Annotated in this window: 17 protein-coding genes and 1 tRNA gene; 4 read left to right on the top strand and 14 right to left on the bottom strand. The window is 51.7% G+C overall.

Features of this window, described 5'->3' with window-relative positions; all coding sequences use genetic code 11:
- Window positions 1-280: 280 nt before the first annotated feature.
- From WC5_RS01940 to WC5_RS01985, 12 genes are all read right to left on the bottom strand, one after another.
- On the bottom strand, window positions 281-2,422 hold the full coding sequence (locus WC5_RS01940) for a DUF927 domain-containing protein (protein WP_000786261.1): 2,142 nt from the start codon (window positions 2,420-2,422) through the stop codon (window positions 281-283).
- Window positions 2,419-2,661: a DUF4222 domain-containing protein gene (locus WC5_RS01945; protein ID WP_001074708.1), complete on the bottom strand. Its 243-nt coding sequence runs from the start codon at window positions 2,659-2,661 to the stop codon at window positions 2,419-2,421. The genes WC5_RS01940 and WC5_RS01945 overlap by 4 nt, the downstream gene beginning before the upstream one ends.
- A gap of 12 nt (window positions 2,662-2,673) precedes the next feature.
- Window positions 2,674-2,871, bottom strand: a complete 198-nt coding sequence (locus WC5_RS01950; protein WP_001244069.1) for a hypothetical protein — start codon at window positions 2,869-2,871, stop codon at window positions 2,674-2,676.
- Window positions 2,864-4,036 carry an ash family protein gene (locus WC5_RS26225; RefSeq protein ID WP_016231827.1) on the bottom strand — a complete coding sequence of 391 codons (1,173 nt, stop codon included), beginning with the start codon at window positions 4,034-4,036 and terminating at the stop codon, window positions 2,864-2,866. The genes WC5_RS01950 and WC5_RS26225 overlap by 8 nt, the downstream gene beginning before the upstream one ends.
- 14 nt (window positions 4,037-4,050) lie before the next feature.
- Window positions 4,051-4,482 (bottom strand): PM1773 family protein, encoded by a 432-nt coding sequence (locus WC5_RS01955; RefSeq protein WP_000712028.1) that lies wholly within the window; start codon window positions 4,480-4,482, stop codon window positions 4,051-4,053.
- Window positions 4,479-4,691: a helix-turn-helix transcriptional regulator gene (locus WC5_RS01960; RefSeq protein ID WP_016231826.1), complete on the bottom strand. Its 213-nt coding sequence runs from the start codon at window positions 4,689-4,691 to the stop codon at window positions 4,479-4,481. Before WC5_RS01960 ends, WC5_RS01955 begins: the two co-directional genes overlap by 4 nt.
- Before the next feature lie 137 nt (window positions 4,692-4,828).
- Entirely contained in the window at window positions 4,829-5,131 is a 303-nt protein-coding gene (locus WC5_RS0122785) for a hypothetical protein (RefSeq protein ID WP_050569777.1), read from the bottom strand.
- Window positions 5,115-5,558, bottom strand: coding sequence for a hypothetical protein (locus tag WC5_RS01965; RefSeq protein ID WP_016231825.1), 444 nt, complete (start codon window positions 5,556-5,558; stop codon window positions 5,115-5,117). Before WC5_RS01965 ends, WC5_RS0122785 begins: the two co-directional genes overlap by 17 nt.
- Window positions 5,559-5,738: 180 nt before the next feature.
- On the bottom strand, window positions 5,739-6,980 hold the full coding sequence (locus WC5_RS01970) for an integrase domain-containing protein (RefSeq protein ID WP_000985758.1): 1,242 nt from the start codon (window positions 6,978-6,980) through the stop codon (window positions 5,739-5,741).
- Between the two features lie 206 nt (window positions 6,981-7,186).
- Window positions 7,187-7,263: transfer RNA gene (locus tag WC5_RS01975), tRNA-Pro, on the bottom strand.
- Window positions 7,264-7,337: 74 nt separating this feature from the next.
- Window positions 7,338-9,098 carry an LPS biosynthesis-modulating metalloenzyme YejM gene (gene yejM, locus WC5_RS01980; RefSeq protein ID WP_000256208.1) on the bottom strand — a complete coding sequence of 587 codons (1,761 nt, stop codon included), beginning with the start codon at window positions 9,096-9,098 and terminating at the stop codon, window positions 7,338-7,340.
- 19 nt (window positions 9,099-9,117) lie between these two features.
- Window positions 9,118-9,345 carry a YejL family protein gene (locus WC5_RS01985; protein ID WP_001135667.1) on the bottom strand — a complete coding sequence of 76 codons (228 nt, stop codon included), beginning with the start codon at window positions 9,343-9,345 and terminating at the stop codon, window positions 9,118-9,120.
- Between the two features lie 181 nt (window positions 9,346-9,526).
- Between WC5_RS01985 and yejK the strand changes: the two genes are divergently transcribed.
- Window positions 9,527-10,534, top strand: coding sequence for a nucleoid-associated protein YejK (yejK, locus tag WC5_RS01990; protein WP_000050780.1), 1,008 nt, complete (start codon window positions 9,527-9,529; stop codon window positions 10,532-10,534).
- Window positions 10,535-10,698: 164 nt separating this feature from the next.
- Here the strand turns inward: yejK and rplY are convergent, their stop codons facing one another.
- Both rplY and radD read right to left on the bottom strand, forming a co-directional pair.
- Window positions 10,699-10,983: a 50S ribosomal protein L25 gene (gene rplY / locus WC5_RS01995; RefSeq protein WP_000494183.1), complete on the bottom strand. Its 285-nt coding sequence runs from the start codon at window positions 10,981-10,983 to the stop codon at window positions 10,699-10,701.
- A gap of 124 nt (window positions 10,984-11,107) precedes the next feature.
- Window positions 11,108-12,868 carry a DNA repair helicase RadD gene (radD, locus tag WC5_RS02000; RefSeq protein ID WP_000578060.1) on the bottom strand — a complete coding sequence of 587 codons (1,761 nt, stop codon included), beginning with the start codon at window positions 12,866-12,868 and terminating at the stop codon, window positions 11,108-11,110.
- A gap of 149 nt (window positions 12,869-13,017) precedes the next feature.
- Here radD and rsuA point away from each other — a divergent pair, with 149 nt between their 5' ends.
- The 3 genes from rsuA to WC5_RS02015 all read left to right on the top strand — a co-directional run bounded on the left by rsuA (window position 13,018) and on the right by WC5_RS02015 (window position 15,608).
- Complete coding sequence (rsuA, locus tag WC5_RS02005; RefSeq protein WP_001234831.1) at window positions 13,018-13,713, top strand: 16S rRNA pseudouridine(516) synthase RsuA; 696 nt, start codon at window positions 13,018-13,020, stop codon at window positions 13,711-13,713.
- 27 nt (window positions 13,714-13,740) lie between these two features.
- On the top strand, window positions 13,741-14,931 hold the full coding sequence (gene bcr, locus WC5_RS02010; RefSeq protein ID WP_000213383.1) for a multidrug efflux MFS transporter Bcr: 1,191 nt from the start codon (window positions 13,741-13,743) through the stop codon (window positions 14,929-14,931).
- 332 nt (window positions 14,932-15,263) lie between these two features.
- Entirely contained in the window at window positions 15,264-15,608 is a 345-nt protein-coding gene (locus WC5_RS02015; RefSeq protein ID WP_000202796.1) for a YejG family protein, read from the top strand.
- Window position 15,609: the final 1 nt, after the last annotated feature.

Raw genomic sequence — 15,609 nt, 5'->3', positions numbered from 1 at the left:
AGATGTAACGAACTGATTTTATTGAAATTGATTTTTAATTGTGGGACAACATGCCAGCATTGTGGGACAACATGCCCTGTTTCTGTGTTGTCCCACAATACTGGCTGGTGAATGTTGTCCCAAAACTCCCTGACGTTGTCCCAAAATTGCCGCATGTTGTCCCAGAAACACGCTGTGTTGTCCCATAATTACCTGATGATATCTCTAAATAACAGTATGTTACTCAGAAAATCTCTTCTCTGGGACAACCGGGACAACATCTTTTACGCGCACGTATGAATTATCCGGCTTCTTCTTCCTCCTGTTCAGGTGCGAAAAGCAGGATATATGCACGTTGCCGGGCGTTATTCTGATGTTTCAGACGCGGTGTTCTGCCCTGCCAGCCTCTGCCACTGGTGGGTTTCTTAAGCATCCCGGCATCATGCAGTACCTGCGCCACCGCGTCCTTGTTAAAGCCTCTGGCAACGTGTTCTTTAAACGGTGCCGGAAGCACGTAAAACAACATCGGGTCATCATACCGTTCGCCCTTGTCCCGGTAGCCCATCAGCTCACTAATGGGAAAATCTCGCGGATCATAATCCACGGGTGCAAATTTGCTCATGCCCCAGGCGTTAAGAAATGCCACTGCCTGTTCTGCAATCTGCTGGTGTTCTTTGTTCCCGGTGCCAAACTCTTTCACCCAGGCATTAAAGCTGCGCTGTATCGCATCCCGGCACCCCTGCGCATCCCATCCGGTGATATGGCCTGACAGCACCAGCGCCGCTTCCATGATGGCGAATCGCTCCCCGACGCGGTGGACCTGCTCGCCGTAGTTGTCCGGGATAAGTCCGCGCCAGCGTTCCCTTGCGGCTTCTGTGGCCTCCCTCGCTGCCTGCTGGTGGTCTGCCAGCCAGAGCACCCACTCACGCCCTGCGGTGCCATGATGCGCCATACAGGCCGCTCTGAGCGCATCAGCATGAGCTTTACCGGACGGCATCCCGTGAAATTCCGTGGCCTTCTCCAGTGGCACATTAAGCAGGCGCACCAGTTGCCCCGCTTTGGGCTTCATGCCTGCGGCTGCAAGAAAGGTTTCTATGTCCATTTCTCCGGTACTGATGGCGACAGTTCGCCAGCGTTTAAGCTCCCGGTTACCGCCTTCCTTTGCGCCCTGTAGTTTCCCCACACCGTTAAACAGCGTATAGGCAGACGTTGCCACGGCGCGGGCATCACTGCCCTGACCAACCTCATCCAGTGGCATCAGGCCGTCATTGTGCGCCTGTGCTTCGTTAGCAATACCCAGCGCAGTACCGTACCAGGTGAGGCGCAGTAAATCCGGGTTACCGTACAGACTGCTGGCGATGTTTGCCGTGGTGGTTTTCCCGGCGCTGGACTGCTGGAAGAAATGGACGCCGAAGCCATCCGCACCCACCAGCCCGACCAGTGGCGCGGCAAGTGCTGCCGCCACGCCCAGCATCATGGAAGGATTACCCGCCACCAGCGCGGCGACGTTCTCCCGCCAGCTCTGCGCCGTTCCTGCACAGGTGTAACCGGAAGCCGTCGCGCTGTGACCGTAAAACAGGACCTTCCGGCCCGCCTCGCCGATGATTTCCCCGTCCGGCATGATGTATGCGCCGTGCTGCCATCCGGTCAGGCTGGTGATGTGCCAGAGTTCCCCTGTACCACTGCGCAACAGGTGATCGGCAAGGATGGCGCGAAAGTTATTTTTAGCCGTGACAGAAAGCCCACCAGCACGTAACCGCGACCAGCCTTCACGCTCGCCAGTATCACGCATGGGTATCGCTTCGGTGTGTGCTGTACGCGCGCCTGCGGGCTTCCAGCGCAGAACAAGAAACCGCTCGGACTCATCCGCGCCAATGCCCACCACCTCAAGCGGATCACACAACCACTGACCGGGGCGGGTAACTTCCCCGGTCTGCTTATCAATCTTTGGCGTTACCCAGTACAGACCGTCAGGGCGGGCCTCCACACAGGGGGCCAGCTCATCCACCGGCGCAGGTTTGCCCTCTGCCCGTAGTACCTCTTCCACCAGGCTTTCTTCCCCGCGTTCGTGCTGTTCGCGTATCCGGTTCAGGTAGTCGCGCCAGTCTTCCGGGTGCTGGTCAGGTATCCCCCTGTATAACTTCGCTTCCTGTACGCCCGCCAGCGCCAGCTTTTCAGCAATGGCATTAATCTGAATGGGCTTAATATCTCCGGCATGATAGAGGCGGGCGTACTTACACCCGTTATCGATAATGCGCAGGTTCGCCAGGTCTGCCAGTTGCTTTGGCCCCAGCCAGACAGGCGGCGTTTTATCTGCGGCAATTTTTAATCCCCAGTCCTCTTCCCATGTCTTAGCGTGAGCGAAGGCATCAGCCCCGGCAAAGATAACCACCTCAACATGTTTATCTTTCGGTTGATGCTTAAGGTTCGGTGCGTTCTTCATTCCACCGCCTCCCTGCGGGTGGCAGCCAGTGCCACGGCATCGCGGGTAAACTCCCGGTGAAAGCGATCCACCGGATATACGCAGGGGTGAGAGTAGCCATCACGGATATATGTCACGCGGTTGAACTGATTCCCGGTAATCACTACCGCACACCCGGATTTGTCGCGCCATTTATCGCCAGGGCGAATTTCGGGTAAAGCCTGCCCGCTGGCAGGAATGCCAGTTATTTTCTTGGCCATTATTTTTTCGCCTTATGCTGCTGGTGGTGTAACGGTAAATCCGGCTATTTTTGCCGCTTCCAGAAAACCGTCCAGGTTACTGACAAACTCATTCTTCTGTAGCGTATAGCCGCCTGTGGCAGTGCCTTTTTCCACGCTAACCAGGACAAGCCCGGTGAAGTCCGGTCGCGCCGGAATGGTAACCGTGAAGGTCAGGGAGTGATTACGCATGGTCTGCCTCCACATACGCGACACCCGCCACATCAAGCGCCTGTTTAAAACGGCAAAGCATTTCACGGTGTTCGCGGTACAGGGCCAGCACGAAGGGATCGAGTGTGGCTTCAATTTCGGCAGGATAACGACGGACGAAAGGCAGAAGGACGACGCCCTGACAGCGGTGTGGCGTGGTGGATTTCACCTGGTCAGCCAGCATATTCACCAGGTCATGTAACAGCCCGGTAAGCGGCTGGATCATGTCACGGGGCAATGTATCAGCCACCAGCGCCTTTGCCAGCGTGAGGCAGTATTCCAGCGTCAGGCTTTCATCAGGCCAGTACTCTGACAGATCGGATGCGGTATTGTCCGGCAGGGTAAGCACCGGATCCGCATGGTAGGCCGCTGTCAGTGCCTCCAGTGATGTGACAAGGTATTTGCACATCGCCCGGTGTTCCGTGCTGCTGCGGTATTCCATCAGCCCGCACACCAGCGCGGCGCACTCACCCGCCAGATGAAACAGCTCAACTCCTGCGGGGATCGGCTTATTCATGATGCGCCCCCGTAGCGGGCAGGCGACCCGCAAAGAAGCAGACATTTTCCCGTGCAAGCTGGCGACGGGCTTCACGTTCGCTGGTGGCGGTAATGTGATGGATTGTTGCGGTAATGGTCGGGCAGTCGCGGCGAACGGCAGCGATAAGCCAGACGAATTGCGGGCAGAACGGGGTGAGGGTAGTAGCCATAAGGCAGCCTCCTTTGTGTTTAAGGAGTCACCGCCTGAGTTCTCACGCTCATAAGGGGCGGTGACGCTGGCGGGGGTGAGAAAACCGGACACAAAGGGAACCGGCCAGCCCGAAGGCTGCCCCACCAGCGCCACCATTGATACGGTCTGTTTTGCGGGTATGCGCTGGCACGACACAAAAAAAGACGCTTTCGGCGTCTGTGTCGCCTTTGTGTTAAACGGGTTCTCACGCCCGGCTGTGGATTTTGCCACAACGGGAATACTGTAAATCCTGTTCAGGGAGGCAGGCAAGCGGTTTTTATTTTTTCCGGTGTCAGGTTTTGACAGGTTGTTGCCAGCCAGGATAACGAAAATATCGCGCTTGTCTGCGGTTAAAATACGCTTCTGGCTGGTGGCAGGGTGAGCGATGCCCTGACCGTGAAGGTCATTAATTGATTTCATTATTTCAGTTCCTGTCAGGCAGCGTTCTGGTTATCCGGGTACATCATGAGGATGCTTTCGATGGTCTCCGGGGAAAGGCTCCCGTAGCCACCAGTACTGGCGCACTGATTGACCAGTTTAATGACCTTAAGCACATCCGCACGGCAGGCAAAGCGGTAGCGAAGATGCGCCCCTATGCCATCGGCATTGGCTTCTTCTGAACGCGCCAGGCAGATATCAAGGCGGCGCTCCAGTTCACTGGCGTAATTGCGGCCTGATGAAAGATGGCAGTGGCGCAGAATATCGTTTTCAGTCCAGCCACCAGCACCAGTGCAAAGCATATAAACGCGGGCGCGGTGCTTCTTCGGTGTGCGTCTCGCTTGTGTGCGGCTGGTGGTGGGGATAACATCAGACGGGCGAATATCTGTGTTAGCCGCCTGCTGTTCGGGGCGGTTTTCTTTTTTCATTGCGCCACCTCGCCGCGTGATTCAAATACACGATCATTTATCCATTTATTAACTTCGTCTTCAAACCAACCAACACGGCGTAGGCCAATGCGAAATCCTCGCGGAAATTCGCCAGCGTTAATCATCTCCTGAAATGCGCTATCTGATTTAATGCGTAAAATCATTTTTACTTCTTTTTTGAGAAGGATCTTTCTTTCTTCTGATGTCATTTGGTTAATCTCATTCAATACCGATTAATTCCGGCGGTGTAGGAATACTGGCATGATGAGATAGGGTGAGGGCAACACTATTTAGGGTGAGGGTAGGTTACCGTGAGGGTCCGGGGTGGTTACCCTCTCGGTAGATGTTAAGCCACTTTTGATGGGGTGCGATCGATTGGGCAAGCGATTTTTTCGATAGCTTTGGCTGTGGATTCAACAAATCCGTAACTGGTTTTAAGCTCTGTAATTATGGCCTGCTGGTTAACTCTGGTGCCATTATTGTTAGGGTCATACTCTGCCCATTCACAATTCCTTATCCTGATAGCCTGATACAGAGGGTCTCTTTCTACGCCTCCGATAAACTTACCCAAGTGAAGAGGATACGATTTTTTTAAAACCTCAATATCTCTTTCTAGTGCGGTAATTTTATTCTTAAGTTCGGATATCACTTGTGATTCTTGATTTGTACGTGATGGCGGCTGTAATCCCACTTCGTAGGGGGGGGGTAATTATAATGGCATTATATTCTATGAACTCATTTTCAACCCAAGGCCAGATGTCCTTTGCCAGAAAGTTAGCATCAACTATATGTGTGTCGATATTAATATCGTCATTTTTAACTAAGCTTAAGGCATCAACTGGGAGATTCCATGAAGGGTCAGTATATGTGTAGGCTTTCAGTGGGATAACTTCTTTCAATTTAATAGCTTGACATATAATTTCTTTGAATGTTGAAGCTTTCTCATCGCTAATGTAGCCACTGACAATATTTGGATCAAGAGTATCGTACTCACCGGATAAGCCTGCCATAACTAAAGCTGCTTGTTCTAATGTCACAATTCTGAGTCGTTTAATATGGAAAGGTAAATCAATCATCACGCCACCTCACGCCCTCTATCATGGAGGCCGCGCCAACCCGCAGAGGTGTACGGGAATTCGGGAGCTACCCTAGACGCGGCTTATTCTGTTACCGTCGGCTTTCTTCGGTTTTGCCCATGATAGATCGTTTTCTGAACGCTTGCATTGCAAGACTGTGTGAATAATCAGCTTGTGTTTTTATACAGCTCTAATTCCTCTCATTCCTGTTGCTAGTGTCACTCCCGTGGATGCGGTTTCCACAAATTCCCCCCACCAGCGCATCAACACAATACGCTTTTCAAGATAGTTACTCCGGTTATATGCCCTGCGAACTTCATTGGTGTCTACATGTGCCAGCGCCGCTTCTATCACATCAGGATCGAAGCCTTCTTCGTTGGCTGCGGTGCTGAATATGGCCCGTAACCCGTGGGAAACAAGGACGCCTTGATACCCCATACGCCTTAACGCAGCATTGGCGCTTTGGCTGCTCATAGGTAATGTCGGTTTTTTAAAGCTGGGGAACACATATTCACGATGGGCGCTAATAGGCTTCATTGCTTCCAGCACGGCTAATGCCTGCTCACATAAGGGAATGATGTGATCCCGGCGCATCTTCATGCGACCTGCTGGAATCGTCCAGGTTTTATCCGTCAGGTTGATTTCTTCCCATCGTGTTTCTGCTGCCTCTACAGGTCGCGTGACGGTTAAAAGCTGCCATTCAATGAGTAATCGCGTTTGCCGCTCTATGCTGGCAATGGATAGTGTCTGCATGAGGTCGGGTAACTGCTCCGGCCTGATGGTTGGCATATGTTTTTTAACTGGGGTAGGGAAGGCCTTTCTGACATTTGAGGCGGTATTGATCTCTATCAGTCCACTATTGGCGGCAAAATCCATCACTTCATTGATGCGCTGTAGAACGCGTTTTAGTGTTTCAAGATTGCCCCGCGCTTTAATCGGCTCCAGAACGGTGACGAACTTACGGGCCGTCAGTTCGTTAATGGGAGTATTTCCAATGTCAGGGAATACGTACTTTTCCAGCGAACGCCATATGTCTTTGATGGTATTGGCAGCAAGGTTCTGGCTTTTTTTCATCTCGTACCAGTCAGCGGCGACCTTTTTGAATGTGTTCCCCCGGCGCAGTTCCTCTGCTTCACGTTTTTGTTGCTGGTGGTGTTGTGGATCAATATCTCGGGCTAAAAGTGATTTAGCTTTCTCTCTACGTTCTCTGGCATCCGCTAAAGAAAGATCAGGATAATTACCAAGAGTCCATGTAGTACGCTTGCCAGTATCAGGCTTGTAGTAACGAAGCTGCCATGTCTTCACCCCCGAAGGTTTTACGATCAGAATTAATCCGCCACCATCGGTAAGGGTGGTTTCTTTATCGTGAGCTTTGGCATTTTTTATTTGAGTGGCGGTGAGTGGGGCGGTTTTGATGGCCATAGGGCTAGCTCGCTTGGGACTTGGTAATGTTTTGGGACTAGGATTTTTAGGACTAGCCGCTATCTAGTCCCAAATTTAGTCCCAAAAATTCCGGCTGTAAACGGTTAATACCGATATCTACAGGCATTAAAAAACCCGCAAACTCAGAGAGAATGCGGGTTCTTAAGGGGTTTCCGTATGTATCCGATACATCCAGAATAATGATTTGGTCGGCACGAGAGGATTTGAACCTCCGACCCCCGACACCCCATGACGGTGCGCTACCAGGCTGCGCTACGTGCCGACTCGTGGCTGCTTATACTACCGTTTTCCACAACGATTGCAAGTAAGATATTTTGCTAACTGATTTATAATTAATCAGTTAGCGATGAAACGCTTCTCGTCTGTCAGCACTTGCAATAACAAACTTAACTGTGGTTTTTCGTCTTTCACTCTTTCGCCACGTAAGTTGTAAGTGCGGTATTTACCGTTATTGTTCAATACCAGCGTCATTTTCGGGGTGGTAATTGCCAGCGTATCGTTATCCGCAGCTGTAACCCAGTAATGACGGCGCTCAGGGTTGAACAAATCCTGACCTTGCGAATATTCGCTCGCCGGTGTGCTGACGTGTAGCAGACGTTGCATCAGCGTGGTCATCAGATCGGTATGGTCGGTCAGGGTATTAATTCGCTGTGCCGGTGTGCCTGGCCAGTGAATCACTAACGGCACCTGAAGATGACCGTGGGACCAGTCAAAGGTTTCTTCCTCTTCGCTCAGCGGAATACCCCGACCGGCAGTAATAATCACCACCGTATTGTCCAGCTTGCCGGACGCTTTCAGCGCATCAAGCACGCGGTTAATCTGGTCATCGACATTACCTGCCGCGCGGCTATATTTCCGTGTAAATGCTTGCTGGTTGCTGTCGTCAATGTTGGTGCCATTGAAAGATACCCATGAGAACCAGCGATTATCTTCTTGCGCGTAGCGGCTCAGCCAGTTGATCCACTGTGTGGCTGTCTGCTCATCGGATTGCGTGCGAACGCTCGGCATTGAGAAGTCTGACAACAATGCCTGACGATACAACGGGCTGGTAAAGCCATCGGATGAGAATAATCCCAGTTGATAGCCTTGCTGGTTAAGCGCGGTAATTAATGCCGCAGGCGTACGGGTCGACAGAATGCCGTCCATATAACTTGGCGATATGCCATAGAACAGGCCAAAGATGCCGTTGTCTGTCGTGTTGCCGGAACTCATATGGCGCGTGAACGAAATATTTTGCTCAGCAAAACCGGCCAGCGCAGGCATCTGCTTCTCAAAGCGTGAGTAGTTCAGGCCATCGACAGTAATCAGCAAGACGTTTTGCCCGGTGCCCATATCGCGGTAGCGCAGCTCGCTTAACGGATACTGTACGGAAACGGCATCTGGATTGCCTTGCTCAATAAGACGACGTTGATACTCTTGCGCATCAAGCAGACCATGCTTCTCAAGAAAACGTCGCGCCGTCATTGGATACGAAAGCGGCAGGTTGGCGCGCTGCATGGTGATTGGGCGATAGAAGTTAGCATCGGCCCAGATATACACCACATGCGAGGCGATAAAGGCGATGAATAAGAATGCGGCCAGCGGACGGGCGAAGCGCCGACGACGTGTCAGGCTGCGCAGCTTTTGCCAGCTCCACGTCGCAAACACCAGTTCAAGCAATAAAATAACCGGCACGCTGATGAACATCAGCTGCCAGTCGCGCGCCATCTCATTTTCGTCCGGGTTGATAACCAGCTGCCAGACGATGGGATTAAGATGGAGATGGAAACGGGTAAAGACTTCGCTATCGATCAGTAATAGCGTCATTCCCGCCGTTGCCAGAATGACGGACAAAAACCTCATCAGCCTCTGGGAGCCGACAATAAAGGTCAGCGGGAAGAGGATCAGCAAATAGGTGGCGAACACCAGGAAGCTGAAATGACCGATAATGCTTACGTAGGAATAAATACGACCCGCAAGCGTTGTCGGCCAGTCGGCGATAAACAGGTAACGGCTGCCAATGACGAGCGAAAGCAGAATATTGAACAGTGCAAACCAGTGCCCCCAACTGACCATCTGGGAGACTTTTTCACGGTAGCGCTGACGATGAGTTACCATAACCTGTTATCTGTTTCCCTTAGTGCGCTTTGTCTTCGTTGATAGAGGACTGTAAGGCGCGGGCAAAAGAGTTGGCAATCGCCTGGCGCTGAGCCGGGGCAATGCTGGTGTTGATAAGGTTGGTGACCATATTGCCTAACACCATCAGGGAAAGGTCGGTCGGAGCCTTATGTTTTTCCAGTACGTTGAGCAGCTCTGCGAGCAATTGTTCAACCTGTTCATCACTGTAGCGGGAAATTTGTGGCATAAATCGAAATCAGTTAGTTGATGAAAGGGCAACATATTACCGTAGCAACGGTTTTTTTTCTGCTTTTTTATACTTTAAATCATTCGCGTTACGCCACCTTCTGTAAAATGACCGCCATCTTTTATTGCGTCGCTTAACCGGCGGTGGTTGAATACCGCCCGGTCTTAAAGGAGAGTTTATCATGAGTCTGGATATCAACCAGATTGCTCTGCACCAGCTTATCAAGCGTGATGAGCAGAACCTTGAGCTGGTGCTGCGCGATTCATTGCTGGAACCGACGGAAACCGTCGTTGAGATGGTGGCAGAGCTGCATCGTGTCTATAGCGCCAAGAACAAAGCCTACGGTTTGTTTAGCGAGGAGAGTGAGCTGGCGCAGACGCTGCGCTTACAGCGTCAGGGCGAAGAAGACTTTCTGGCATTTAGCCGGGCAGCAACTGGTCGCCTGCGTGACGAACTGGCGAAATATCCTTTTGCTGACGGCGGCTTCGTGCTGTTTTGTCACTATCGCTATCTGGCGGTTGAGTATTTGCTGATTTGCGTACTGAACAATTTAAGCAGTATGCGCGTTAACGAAAACCTCGACATCAACCCGACCCATTATCTCGATATTAATCATGCGGATATTGTTGCGCGTATCGATTTAACCGAATGGGAAACCAATCCAGAATCGACCCGTTATCTTACTTTCCTGAAAGGGCGGGTAGGGCGCAAAGTGGCTGATTTCTTTATGGACTTCCTCGGTGCCAGCGAAGGGTTGAATGCGAAAGCGCAAAACCGTGGTCTGTTACAGGCGGTCGATGACTTTACCGCCGAAGCGCAACTGGATAAAGCAGAACGGCAGAACGTTCGCCAGCAGGTTTATAGCTACTGTAATGAGCAATTGCAGGCGGGCGAAGAGATCGAGCTGGAGTCGCTGTCGAAAGAACTGGCGGGTGTCAGTGAGGTGAGCTTCACGGAATTTGCGGCTGAAAAAGGCTATGAACTGGAAGAGAGCTTCCCGGCAGATCGTAGCACGCTGCGTCAGTTGACTAAGTTTGCCGGTAGCGGTGGTGGCTTAACCATCAACTTTGATGCAATGCTGTTAGGCGAACGGATTTTCTGGGATCCGGCGACCGATACCCTGACCATTAAGGGCACGCCGCCGAACTTGCGCGATCAGCTTCAGCGCCGGACGTCTGGCGGTAATTAATCGGGTTTGTGTTATGAATGCCAGATGCGGCGTGAACGCCTTCTCTGGCCTGCAAATAACGGTAATACCTGTATGCCTGATAAGACGCACTGCGTCGCATCAGGCATGACTTGCAGATACAAAAAACCCCGCCGGAGCGGGGTTTTTTACAACTTATTCAGCGATTAAGCGCGAACGAAGTCGATGTGCTGCAGCTTCGGTTTGTACGGGTGACGCTGTACGTCCTGAGCTTTAACTTTGATTTCTTTACCGTCAACAACGATAGTCAGAACTTCGCTGTAGAATTCAGCTTTAGCTTGCATGTTCATGACTTTGTCGTGATCCAGCTCGATAGCCAGCGGCGCTTCTTTGCCACCGTAGATGATTGCCGGGAACTTGTTAGCGGCGCGCAGGCGGCGGCTCGCACCCTTACCCTGCTCTTTACGTACTTCTGCGTTGATAGTAAACATTTCTTTCTCTCTTAAATTAATCCTGCTACAGGCGACCCAGCAACAGGTAAGTGATCTGCTTTGCGTATGCAAAAGCGGGCGAGATTCTATACTCAATCGCCTTATACATCAATCAAAACTACTATTAACCGCGTAATTCATGCGCCCGACGAAAACGACCTTCGTAATCGAACACTTTTTCACGCACTTGCCAATACTGGCCTTTCATTCGCGCAACAACAAAATCCGGATGGCGCAGTAACGCTTGCTGAGCGAGGATATCGGCAGCGGTGATCCAGCGCAGAGGGATGCCCGGTGTGCGCGTATGCGGGCGGATAAAAAGCTGCTCGAAGGCGGTACGCTGGGCGGGCGTTTGCAGACGGAAACGCTCACTCACATCCGCGCCGTCTTCATCGTAATAGGTGATTTTCAACCATTCGCCTTTCTCGTCGTGTCCATGCTGCAAAGACATGCCGCTACAGCGTAATACCAGAGCATCTTTCAGTCGTAGCGCCGCTTTTAACATGTCGTCTGGATCAACCAGTACCGTGTCACATTCGCGGCAGCGTCGGGCGGCAATATCGTTTTCCGCGTTACATTGTGGGCAATTTTTAAAACGGAAACGGAAGTCACATTGTTCGCGATGACCGTCGTCATCTTCAAACCATCCCTGACAGCGACGACCAAAGTGTTCAATCAATGTCCCGTCAGCGGTCGTTTTCCCCCAAAAGGTGTTGGCAAAACCGCAGGCAGGGCAGAAAACCTGTACCGGGACGTTGTCACTTTTGCCTTTTGGTGTACCGACCTCCGGCGCGTAGAGATCGTGAGGATTACCTGCATAATCAAGAATTAAGCAATCAGTCTTGCCGGGAGCCAGACGCAGACCGCGCCCGACAATTTGTTGGTAAAGACTCACTGATTCAGTAGGACGCAGAATGGCGATAAGATCGACGTGCGGGGCGTCAAATCCGGTGGTCAGTACCGCAACGTTGACCAGATAGCGAAAACGCTGGGTTTTAAAATCTTCAATTAATACATCACGTTCAGCGCCGGGTGTGTCACCGGTAATGAGTGCTGCATCTTCGGCGGGCAGCAATCCCACAATCTCTTTTGCGTGTTCAACCGTCGCGGCGAAAATCATCACCCCTTTGCGCGTTGCGGCGAACTCCATGATCTGGCTGATGATGTGCGGCGTAATACGTTGTTGTTTTTTCAGCTCGCGATTGAGATCTGCTTCGCTGAACAGCCCATTGCTCTGTGCCTGTAAGCGGCTGAAATCGTATTGCACTACCGGCATATCCAGCCGTTCTGGTGGCGTCAGATAACCGTGTTTAATCATATAACGCAGCGGCAGCTCATAAATGCAGTCACGGAAAAGGGCTTTCTCATCGCCGCGTACCATGCCGTGATAATGGAATTGGTAGATCCAGCCTTTGCCCAGTCGAAAAGGCGTGGCAGTCAGCCCCAGCAGGCGTAAGTGGGGATTCACTTTGGTCAGGTGAGTAAGAATTTGCTGATACTGACTCTCTTCGTCGTCGCCAATACGGTGACATTCATCGACAATCAACAGCGAAAATTCACCCTGAAAGGCATCGAGATTGCGTGCGACCGACTGCACGCTGCCAAACACCACTTTACCGTGGCTCTCTTTACGCTTCAGCCCGGCGGCAAAAATATCGGCTTCCAGTCCCAGCGCCTGATATTTTGCATGGTTTTGCGCCACCAGCTCTTTGACGTGCGCCAGCACCAGCACGCGACCACGCGCCAGCCGTGCCAGTTCCGCTATCACCAGGCTTTTACCTGCACCAGTAGGCAGCACGATAACGGCAGGAGTTTTATGACGACGAAAATGGTTGAGCGTGGCATCCACGGCTTCTTGCTGATATGGACGGAGTGTAAAAATCATGGTCTCGCGTAGGTAGATTATTCTGCTAATAGTATGCCACGGATCTTTTTCTCTTGAGGGAAGTTATTAGACCGCTATACTGGGCGAACAACAGTTCAGATTTTCGGGTCATTACCCGACCTCCGTTTTTTACAGGCAAAATCACACACATGCGACTTGATAAATTTATCGCACAGCAACTCGGCGTTAGCCGTGCTATTGCCGGGCGTGAAATCCGTGCCACTCGTGTCACCGTCGATGGCGAAATCGTCCGTAATGCAGCGTTCAAACTGCTTCCTGAACATGATGTCGCTTACGATGGAAACCCGCTGGCACAGCAACACGGACCACGTTACTTCATGCTCAATAAGCCTCAGGGCTATGTTTGTTCTACTGACGATCCGGATCACCCAACGGTGCTCTATTTTCTGGATGAACCTGTGGCGTGGAAACTACACGCAGCAGGGCGGCTGGATATCGACACCACCGGTCTGGTGCTGATGACCGATGACGGTCAGTGGTCGCACCGCATTACTTCTCCGCGTCATCATTGTGAGAAAACCTACCTGGTGACGCTGGAGTCCCCGGTGGCAGCCGATACGGCAGAGCAGTTTGCTAAAGGCGTGCAGTTACATAACGAAAAAGATCTCACTAAGCCGGCGGTGCTGGAAGTGATTACTCCGACGCAGGTACGTCTGACCATCAGCGAAGGACGTTATCATCAGGTGAAACGCATGTTCGCCGCCGTGGGTAACCACGTGGTTGAGCTGCATCGTGAACGTATTGGCGGCATTACGCTGGATGCTGATTTAGCACCCGGTGAATATCGTCCATTAACTGCAGAAGAAATCGCCAGCGTTAGTTAACACTTTCATTATATTCAGGAGCCCGTTGTGACCACGCGACAGCATTCATCGTTTGCTATTGTCTTTATCCTTGGCCTGCTGGCCATGTTGATGCCGCTGTCGATTGATATGTATCTGCCCGCGCTGCCAGTGATTTCTGCGCAGTTTGGTGTGCCGGCGGGCAGTACGCAGATGACCCTGAGTACTTATATTCTGGGCTTTGCGTTGGGGCAGTTAATCTACGGGCCGATGGCGGATAGCTTCGGGCGTAAGCCGGTGGTTCTCGGCGGCACTCTGGTATTTGCTGCGGCGGCGGTGGCGTGTGCACTGGCGCAAACTATCGATCAGCTGATTGTGATGCGTTTCTTCCACGGGCTGGCGGCAGCAGCGGCCAGCGTGGTCATCAACGCCCTGATGCGCGATATCTACCCGAAAGAAGAGTTCTCGCGGATGATGTCGTTTGTCATGCTGGTAACGACCATCGCACCGCTGATGGCACCGATTGTTGGCGGTTGGGTGCTGGTGTGGCTGAGCTGGCATTACATTTTCTGGATCCTCGCCGTGGCGGCGATTCTGGCTTCGGCGATGATCTTCTTCCTGATCAAAGAAACGTTACCGCCGGAGCGTCGTCAGCCGTTTCACATCCGTACCACTATTGGTAACTTCGCTGCGCTGTTCCGTCATAAGCGTGTCCTGAGTTATATGCTGGCCAGCGGTTTTAGCTTTGCCGGGATGTTCTCGTTCTTAAGCGCCGGACCGTTTGTCTACATTGAAATTAACCACGTCGCGCCGGAAAACTTTGGTTATTACTTTGCGCTGAATATTGTTTTCTTGTTCGTGATGACCATCTTTAACAGTCGCTTTGTTCGCCGCATTGGCGCGCTGAATATGTTCCGATCGGGGCTGTGGATACAATTTATTATGGCGGCATGGATGGTCATCAGTGCGCTGCTGGGACTAGGGTTCTGGTCGCTGGTGGTTGGTGTGGCGGCGTTTGTGGGTTGCGTGTCGATGGTGTCATCCAATGCGATGGCAGTGATTCTGGATGAGTTTCCGCATATGGCGGGAACGGCATCATCGCTGGCAGGAACCTTCCGCTTTGGTATTGGCGCCATTGTCGGTGCATTGCTCTCCCTTGCGACCTTTAACTCCGCATGGCCGATGATCTGGTCGATTGCGTTCTGTGCGACCTGCTCCATTCTCTTCTGTCTGTACGCCAGTCGGCCGAAAAAACGGTGATCTATTGCACAACGGGGAAGCTAAAAGGCTTCCTTTGTTGATGCATATCAACCGCAAATCTATCAGTCTCCCGTCATTTGTTTATTTTATGTAAAATCAATTTATGTAAAAAGTCACATCATTGTAGTTAAAAAGGTTGAGTTAGATCGCAGAAACGGGTACATATAGCCCCGCAAACGTGACCACGCCCGCAGATATTATTTAAATCAGAGCCATAGAGGCCACGCAGGCGAGGCATCAATCTTTACGATCTGTTTAAAGACGGGTTGTTGATGATGTGTTAAAATTGATGTAAACAAATTGTGAAGTAAATGTGCTTCCGGGGAAAATAAGTGACTTCATTACAACTCTCAATCGTCCATCGACTGCCGCAGAACTATCGCTGGTCTGCTGGTTTCGCAGGTTCGAAGGTTGAACCGATTCCGCAAAATGGACCGTGCGGTGACAACAGCCTGGTGGCGCTTAAATTGCTTAGCCCGGATGGTGATAATGCATGGTCGGTGATGTATAAACTAAGTCAGGCGTTAAGCGACATCGAAGTTCCATGCTCGGTACTGGAGTGTGAAGGTGAACCGTGCCTGTTTGTAAATCGCCATGATGAGTTTGCTGCGACATGCCGACTGAAAAATTTTGGTGTGGCAATTGCCGAGCCCTTCTCAAATTACAATCCTTTTTAAG

This window comes from Escherichia sp. KTE114, from assembly GCF_000407765.1.
Lineage (GTDB): Bacteria > Pseudomonadota > Gammaproteobacteria > Enterobacterales > Enterobacteriaceae > Escherichia > Escherichia ruysiae.
The sequence above is the reverse complement of the archived record's forward strand: the minus strand, read 5'-3'. Positions and strand labels throughout refer to the sequence as shown.

Coding starts and splice junctions, on each gene's coding strand:
- WC5_RS01965 (WP_016231825.1), bottom strand. CDS start 5,558: ATGATTGATTTACCTTTCCATATTAAACGACTCAGAATTGTGACATTA.
- rsuA (WP_001234831.1), top strand. CDS start 13,018: ATGCGACTTGATAAATTTATCGCACAGCAACTCGGCGTTAGCCGTGCT.
- yejM (WP_000256208.1), bottom strand. CDS start 9,098: ATGGTAACTCATCGTCAGCGCTACCGTGAAAAAGTCTCCCAGATGGTC.
- rplY (WP_000494183.1), bottom strand. CDS start 10,983: ATGTTTACTATCAACGCAGAAGTACGTAAAGAGCAGGGTAAGGGTGCG.
- yejK (WP_000050780.1), top strand. CDS start 9,527: ATGAGTCTGGATATCAACCAGATTGCTCTGCACCAGCTTATCAAGCGT.
- WC5_RS01970 (WP_000985758.1), bottom strand. CDS start 6,980: ATGGCCATCAAAACCGCCCCACTCACCGCCACTCAAATAAAAAATGCC.
- radD (WP_000578060.1), bottom strand. CDS start 12,868: ATGATTTTTACACTCCGTCCATATCAGCAAGAAGCCGTGGATGCCACG.
- WC5_RS01945 (WP_001074708.1), bottom strand. CDS start 2,661: ATGGCCAAGAAAATAACTGGCATTCCTGCCAGCGGGCAGGCTTTACCC.
- WC5_RS01960 (WP_016231826.1), bottom strand. CDS start 4,691: ATGACATCAGAAGAAAGAAAGATCCTTCTCAAAAAAGAAGTAAAAATG.
- WC5_RS01950 (WP_001244069.1), bottom strand. CDS start 2,871: ATGCGTAATCACTCCCTGACCTTCACGGTTACCATTCCGGCGCGACCG.
- WC5_RS26225 (WP_016231827.1), bottom strand. CDS start 4,036: ATGAAATCAATTAATGACCTTCACGGTCAGGGCATCGCTCACCCTGCC.
- WC5_RS01955 (WP_000712028.1), bottom strand. CDS start 4,482: ATGAAAAAAGAAAACCGCCCCGAACAGCAGGCGGCTAACACAGATATT.
- WC5_RS01985 (WP_001135667.1), bottom strand. CDS start 9,345: ATGCCACAAATTTCCCGCTACAGTGATGAACAGGTTGAACAATTGCTC.
- WC5_RS01940 (WP_000786261.1), bottom strand. CDS start 2,422: ATGAAGAACGCACCGAACCTTAAGCATCAACCGAAAGATAAACATGTT.